The sequence below is a fragment of the Dysgonomonas sp. PH5-45 genome (assembly GCF_029893235.1).
GTDB lineage: Bacteria > Bacteroidota > Bacteroidia > Bacteroidales > Dysgonomonadaceae > UBA1309.
In genome coordinates this window covers 1-7,206 of the sequence record NZ_JARXWE010000049.1, presented here as the reverse complement: position 1 = coordinate 7,206, position 7,206 = coordinate 1, and the positions used below count along the sequence as shown (strand labels likewise).

General features: G+C 38.7%; 6 protein-coding genes. 5 read left to right on the top strand and 1 reads right to left on the bottom strand.

Annotated elements, in window-relative coordinates; all coding sequences use genetic code 11:
* Positions 1 to 385: 385 nt before the first annotated feature.
* Positions 386 to 1,480 carry a TlpA disulfide reductase family protein gene (locus M2132_RS11645; protein ID WP_280673728.1) on the bottom strand — a complete coding sequence of 365 codons (1,095 nt, stop codon included), beginning with the start codon at positions 1,478 to 1,480 and terminating at the stop codon, positions 386 to 388.
* Between the two features lie 237 nt (positions 1,481 to 1,717).
* Here M2132_RS11645 and M2132_RS11640 point away from each other — a divergent pair, with 237 nt between their 5' ends.
* The 5 genes from M2132_RS11640 to M2132_RS11620 all read left to right on the top strand — a co-directional run bounded on the left by M2132_RS11640 (position 1,718) and on the right by M2132_RS11620 (position 7,117).
* Positions 1,718 to 1,987, top strand: coding sequence for a co-chaperone GroES (locus tag M2132_RS11640; protein WP_280673727.1), 270 nt, complete (start codon positions 1,718 to 1,720; stop codon positions 1,985 to 1,987).
* Between the two features lie 53 nt (positions 1,988 to 2,040).
* Positions 2,041 to 3,672, top strand: a complete 1,632-nt coding sequence (gene groL / locus M2132_RS11635) for a chaperonin GroEL (protein WP_280673726.1) — start codon at positions 2,041 to 2,043, stop codon at positions 3,670 to 3,672.
* A 160-nt stretch (positions 3,673 to 3,832) separates the two neighbouring features.
* On the top strand, positions 3,833 to 5,263 hold the full coding sequence (gene wzx, locus M2132_RS11630) for an O-unit flippase-like protein (protein WP_280673725.1): 1,431 nt from the start codon (positions 3,833 to 3,835) through the stop codon (positions 5,261 to 5,263).
* Between the two features lie 3 nt (positions 5,264 to 5,266).
* A complete protein-coding gene (locus M2132_RS11625) occupies positions 5,267 to 6,097 on the top strand; it encodes a glycosyltransferase family 2 protein (RefSeq protein WP_280673724.1) in 831 nt (276 codons plus the stop codon).
* Between the two features lie 72 nt (positions 6,098 to 6,169).
* A complete protein-coding gene (locus M2132_RS11620; protein ID WP_280673723.1) occupies positions 6,170 to 7,117 on the top strand; it encodes an MAC/perforin domain-containing protein in 948 nt (315 codons plus the stop codon).
* Positions 7,118 to 7,206: the final 89 nt, after the last annotated feature.

The window sequence follows — 7,206 nt, the reverse complement described above, 5'->3', positions numbered from 1 at the left end:
AGAGATTGAGCAAATATTCAACGCGCTTATTTCATTGATAATAAATAATTTAACTAAACAAATCAGCGAATTGTTTCAACTACTGATTCGCATTAGTTATAAATCTACTTCGTGAACTTAGTGTAAAGCTTTGGGTTCTTTGTTGTTAAATTTTATTTCTTTTACCACAAAGAATTCAAAGAAAAAAGACAACGGACACAAATACTTGACTGTTTACGTTAATAAACAGCAGGTTATATATTATTTCTTATATCGAACTCACGTGGATTTAAGTATGTTAATCAAATAATCTATTAACCCGTAGTGCATTTAGGCAATACGGGTTATATTTTAGTATAATCCTGTCAACCTATGTTAGGATGTTATCGCTTTCCTTACGGGATTTTTACTTCAACAGTTCGTCTATCTTGTTTTGCAATTCTTCGCCACGAAGGTTTTTTGCCACAACTTTTCCGTCTTTGCCTATCAACAATGTGTGGGGAATAGATTCTACACCGTAAGGAATGGATAGCATACTGTTCCATCCTTTCAGGTCTGACATCTGAGGCCATGTCATATTAAGTTTCGATAGGGCGGCTGTCCAATCTTCTTTCTTTTCGTCCAACGAGATTCCTACAATTTCCAATCCCTTTCCTTTATATTTTGCATAAACATCAACAACCGATGGCATTTCTTTGACACAAGGTCCACACCACGATGCCCAGAAGTCAATCAGAACAAGTTTATTCTTACCCACATAGTCCGATAAGGCTATTGTCTTGCCATCGGGCGTCTGCCCCTTCAGGTCTATATAGCTTGCCCCCACAGGCAAAGTGTTGTCTGTTTGAGTTTCGTTTGCCAACATGACTTTAACCTTATCCTGAAACGTTTTATCCATCAGGGGCAGCAGTTCATCAAACTTAGGATCGAGAGGAGAAATTGTGTTCAGGAAGAAAAATTCGCCAACGCAATTCGCCGCATTCTTTTTAATACAGTCAACCAACAAGACATTGTATTCGTCGATCAATATTTTAGCCTGTTCTTGCTTTGCTTTCCGAGCCAAGGTGTCGGATATTGTTCTCAATTCCCCGTCAAGAGCTTTCAGTTTGTTCTCTATGGCTATCCCCTTGTCTTGTGTTTCCTGCAAGACATCGTTCAACGGAGTTCCTTTTACCGACACAACAGTGTCTATCGTCATGGTCACCGTTCCCTTTTCGTTAACAAACACCGCGCGCTGGGGTAAACTACCTACAATATCGGGTATGTTAACCATAAAAAACACCGGTTTTGCCGAGATGGTTCGTTCAAAGCTAAATTCATTGCCTTCCACAACGGCCGAATCCACAACCTCAAAATTCCCAAAGCTATCTTCCGATCCCAAAAGATATACTTTTTTCCCATCATTGTCGTTATTAGGGAGTGTTCCCTTCAAGTCATTCTTGTCTGTACACGAAGTCAAAGCAAGAAGCACCAAGCTAATGGCTAATAATAATTTTTTCATCAATCTTTTATTTTGTTTATAATAGTTGTTTTGCTTAATACTAAAAGACAAATATAAGAGAAAATATCTTCTGCAAGCGTTTTTATAGCAATGGTGACAAAATTTCAGAAGAATAAACATTCTTGACATTCTGTCACACAAATATTTTTGGCACAGATTTCGCTTACGGACTAAATACAATATTAATGTCTATCTTATAAACAATATAACAATAATAAATTAAAAAAGTTGAATATTATGAGTATTAAACCATTAGCAGACAGAGTGCTTATTAAGCCTGCAACAGCAGAAGAAAAAACCGTAGGTGGAATCATCATCCCCGATACAGCCAAAGAAAAACCGCTTAAAGGTGAAGTTATTGCAGTTGGTAACGGTACAAAAGATGAAGACATGGTGCTTAAAAAAGGCGACACAGTGCTTTACGGCAAATATGCCGGCACGGAAATAGAACTCGATGGAGAGAACTATCTCATCATGCGTCAGTCGGATGTTCTTGCTATAATTTAATAGTTTACAGAAAAACAAACGAAAAAGTATAACATTAAAAATATAAATATAAAATGGCTAAAGAAATTAAATTTAATATCGAAGCTCGCGATCAGTTAAAAAATGGTGTAGATGCTTTGGCAAATGCCGTAAAAGTAACCCTTGGCCCTAAAGGTCGCAATGTTATTATTGAAAAGAAATTTGGCGCTCCTCACATCACTAAAGACGGTGTAACGGTTGCTAAAGAAATAGAATTGGAATGCCCTTTCGAAAACATGGGTGCTCAACTGGTAAAAGAAGTTGCTTCTAAAACCAATGAAGATGCCGGAGACGGAACTACAACCGCCACTGTTTTGGCTCAATCAATTATCAGCGTAGGCTTGAAAAACGTTACAGCCGGAGCAAACCCGATGGATTTGAAACGCGGTATAGACAAAGCCGTAGCCAAAGTGGTTGAAAACCTGAAGGGACAAGCATCCGAAGTGGGCGACAATCTTCAGAAGATTGAACATGTTGCCAAAATTTCGGCAAATGGCGACGAAACAATCGGTAAACTCATTGCCGAAGCCATGGGTAAGGTCAAAAAAGAAGGTGTTATCACCGTTGAAGAAGCCAAAGGCATCGAAACTTACGTAGATATAGTTGAAGGTATGCAGTTCGACCGTGGTTACATCTCTCCATATTTTGTTACTGATACAGAAAAAATGGAAGTTGACCTTGAGAACCCATACATATTAATTTATGACAAGAAGATTTCTGTATTGAAAGACATTCTTCCTATCCTTGAAGCTGCACTTAAATCAGGACGTTCACTGTTAATTATTGCCGAAGATATCGAATCGGAAGCTCTTACAACTTTGGTTGTAAACCGTCTGCGTGCGGGCTTAAAAATAGCAGCCGTTAAAGCTCCCGGATTTGGCGACCGCCGCAAAGAAATGCTCGAAGATATCGCAACTCTTACCGGTGGTGTGGTTATCTCGGAAGAAAAGGGCATCAAACTCGAAGCTGCTACTATCGACATGCTTGGAACAGCCGATAAAGTTACCATCAACAAAGATAATACTACCGTTGTTAACGGTCATGGCGACAAAACCGCTATCAGCAACCGTGTTGGACAGATAAAAGTACAGATAGAAAAAACAACATCCGACTACGACCGCGAGAAACTACAGGAACGCCTTGCTAAACTTGCTGGTGGTGTTGCCGTTCTTTATGTAGGTGCACCCTCGGAAGTAGAGATGAAAGAAAAGAAAGACCGTGTTGAAGACGCTCTTTCGGCAACCCGTGCTGCCATAGAAGAAGGCACAGTACCGGGTGGTGGTGTTGCTTATATTCGTGCTATCGATTCGCTTGAAGGCTTGAAAGGTGAAACTGAAGACGAAACAACAGGTATCGAAATCATAAAACGTGCCATCGAAGAGCCTCTCCGCCAGATAGTAAACAACTGCGGAAAAGAAGGTGCAGTTGTGGTTCAGAAAGTACGTGAAGGAAAAGACGACTACGGATATAATGCCCGCCTTGATAAATTCGAAAAATTGAATAAAGCAGGAGTTATAGACCCTGCCAAGGTTACACGCGTTGCTCTCGAAAATGCTGCATCTATTGCAGGTATGTTCCTGACAACCGAGTGTATCGTTGCCGATAAGAAAGAAGAAAATCCGGCTCCGATGCCACCTATGGGCGGAGGAATGGGCGGTATGATGTAATGCACATCCCCGCTCTAACCGGTTAAGTATATCGAAGAGAGGTCAGTAAAGTCTGGCCTCTCTTTTTCTGTTTACCCCATGAACAATAAGGCAGTTAAAGTTTCGTTAAACTTAAAGTAGTTTCGTAATTTTGTACGTATTTTATTTGAAAAATTCTGCTTTGGGAAACAATACACCGGGAAAAATAAAGCTATCAAAGACTGACGTAATATGGAGTTATGTTGCCCAGATATTTAATGTTGGGGCAAATATAATTGTATTGCCTTTTGTTTTACGGATACTCTCAACAGAGGTATTAGCTATATGGTACGTATTTGTGGCAGTACAATCGTTCGTCACTTTGCTCGACTTCGGTTTCCAAGGCGCATTCACACGTAACGTCACTTATACTTTCAGCGGAGCCACCTCGTTATTAAAAAGAGGCATCGACCCCTCGGCCGAGGTTCTTGACAGGCCAAACTACGCCCTACTTAAAAGCCTCATTAAGAGCATGCGCCGTTTTTACGGCTATACTTCTATCGGGATGCTCGTTATTCTGGCAACGGCAGGAACATATTATATTTCGCATGTCACTTCGCAATTAGAGAATAGCCACGAAATAGCCGGCATAATGAACGCATGGTATGTGTTTATTGTAGCCAATGTGTTCAGTTTCTTTTTCCATTATTTCCAAGCACTGATAATGGGCAGGGGGCTGATAAAAGAGAACAATATACTTATCATCATTACCAAATCGGTCTACATGCTTGCAACAGCCGTGGGGCTTAATATGGGGTACGGAATCATGTCGTTGGCTATAGCCACCGGGTTGTCTGTAATTGTGAACCGTATTGTTGCTAATTTGTTTTTTTATAAAGGAGGATTAAGGCTGATACTTAAACAGACGCAAGCTTTACAGCAAAATATGTTGCCTATTATTTGGTATAATGCCTCGAAGGTTGGGATTGCCGAACTCGCCATTTTCTTTACCACAAAGGGTAATACGTTCTTTGCACCGTTGTTTCTTCCGCTTTCGCTTGTTGGTCAATATAGTGTCACGATGCACGCCGTGGCTTTTTTGAGTACGTTGTCGCAGTTATATTTTCTGTCGCATGTCCCTGTTATTTCGCAATGCCGGATAGAGCGTAACAAAGCAAAAATAACCTCCATATTTGGCGAGAGTGTGGTTATCATGTCCGTGACTTATATCCTGGGAGCTTTATTCTTAATACTGTTTGGTGATAGTTTGCTTGGCATGTTTTCCGACAAATCATTCCTCCCTACGCTGCCATTCGCTCTCCTGTTGTTGGTATATTATCTGGATGTGAACCACGTACTGCCTCTGCTGCTGTTGATAACCAAAAACGAAATGCCTTACCTGAAAGCATCACTCATATCCGGATTCAGCATAGGGATACTTTCGCCCTTGTTTATGGGTGTATTCCATTGGGGAATATATGGCATTATCGCTGCCGTTGGGATTGTGCAGGCGCTTTATCATAACTGGAAGTGGCCGCTCGAAGCAATCCGCGACCTTGGAATGTCCTACAAAAACTTTTACAGGATAGGATATCATTCGCTGCAAACCAAGATTCTCTATCTAAGAAAATGAAGAATGAACCATATACAGAATCATAAGCCAACAATATCGGTAGTCACGGTCGTTTACAATGCGAAAAGCATTATAGAAGAAACCATTCTTTCCGTAATAAAACAAGATTATGAAAACATTGAATATATAATCATCGACGGGGGGAGTAAGGATGGCACGACCGACATTATAAGAAAATATGAAAGTAAGCTGGCTTATTGGCATAGCAAACCAGACAAAGGAATCTATAACGCTATGAATAAAGGGATTGACATAGCATCTGGCGACTGGGTTATTTTCATGAATGCAGGTGACTCATTTTACAAAGAGGATGTTTTGTCTTCTGTATTTCTGAATAATGATTTCTCTGAGTATGATGTTGTATATGGAAACACAGTTTACCACATACCTTATTTTTCATACCTCGAGGAATTAGAACCTATTACAAACATGCCATACCGAAAACCATTCTGTCATCAAGCTGCTTTTACAAAGCTAAAAATACATAAACAATATAAATTTGACGAAAAATATAAAATTTGTGCCGACTATAATTTTTTTTACCAATTGTATTTTAAGGGGTACAAATTTAAGTCGATTGATTGCATTATAACACTGTTCGATTGTATAGACAGCACATCACTAAGGATAATTGCTCCTGTAGCTAAAGAAGTATTTAAGATTCAAGGTATCGAATCTAAAAGAATTATATATACAGCTGTGCTAAAAAAGTTAATACGGAACAAAGCCTCCCATTTCCTTAAATCTTTTTGGAGCAAGAAGTCTTATATTAAATGGAAAACAAAAAAGCTTCAGAGTAACCCCCGCATAACTTGGTTTGAAAAGATTAAATAATTTTTGTGAAAATCCACAAAAAACACTTATATTTGTGGGGAATAAAGACAATTTTAATCAAAATAAACTTTTATGAAAAACTCTTTTTTGCTGCTGCTAGGTACAGCATGCTGTATTTTATTTTCTTGTTCAGACAACCACTTTGAAGAAGAACAATCTACAAAACAATCTATTTCCTTTAAATCAGCAGCAGATGGAAAATACGATGTATTGGGTTATGGCTATGATATTACCGACGAATATTTAGGGGTAGATGCACCAAGACACATGGTTATTGATATTGAAGCATTTGTCCGCGAAAATAGCAATAGATTTTACACTTCAAATTCAACAGCACTAACAAATGAAATACATGGAGGTGTTGATGCTATCGACCTCCTTCAGGAACTAAATAAAAGCTCTAATTTTAAAGCATCTGCTGCATATCAAGGGATATCCGACACATCGAAAATGGGTTTCTCCGGAACTTTTAGCAAAAATAAAGAATATCAAGAACGACACACATTTTCTTCTAAATATTCTTTTTCGAAAGCGCGTGTAAATAAAAGGGTGAAAAAACTATGGCTAAATGCCGATTTAGAAATGATAAAACCATATGTTACAAGCACTTTTATTGCTGACTTAGATAGATTATCACCCGATGACTTTATAAAAATATACGGAACTCATGTTTTAACCAATATAACAATCGGTGGAACATTAGAGGCCATGTATAGATCTACCATCATGGATCAGAGCGATTATACACGAAAAAAGAAAACTGTAGAATCTGGTGCCAGTGCTGCATTAAAAGGAGTAGGCATAAATATTGGATCAACCATGTCTGAAGAAACGATAAATCAGCTAAAAGAACATAATACAAATTGGAGACTAACTATTACAGCTAAAGGAGGAGAAAACACAGGTATTTCAAATACATATAACTCAAATGGGACATCCTCTATAACGTTTAACATCTCTTCATGGGAAAGTTCTGTAAATGCTACAAATAGCGCATTGATTGATGTAGACTGGACTTAACGACTATGGATTGGAAATCCATAGGTTAGATTACGAATAAAATTCGTGTGAGTGTCGACTATAAGTCGATTAAAAAGCGATAACTAAAG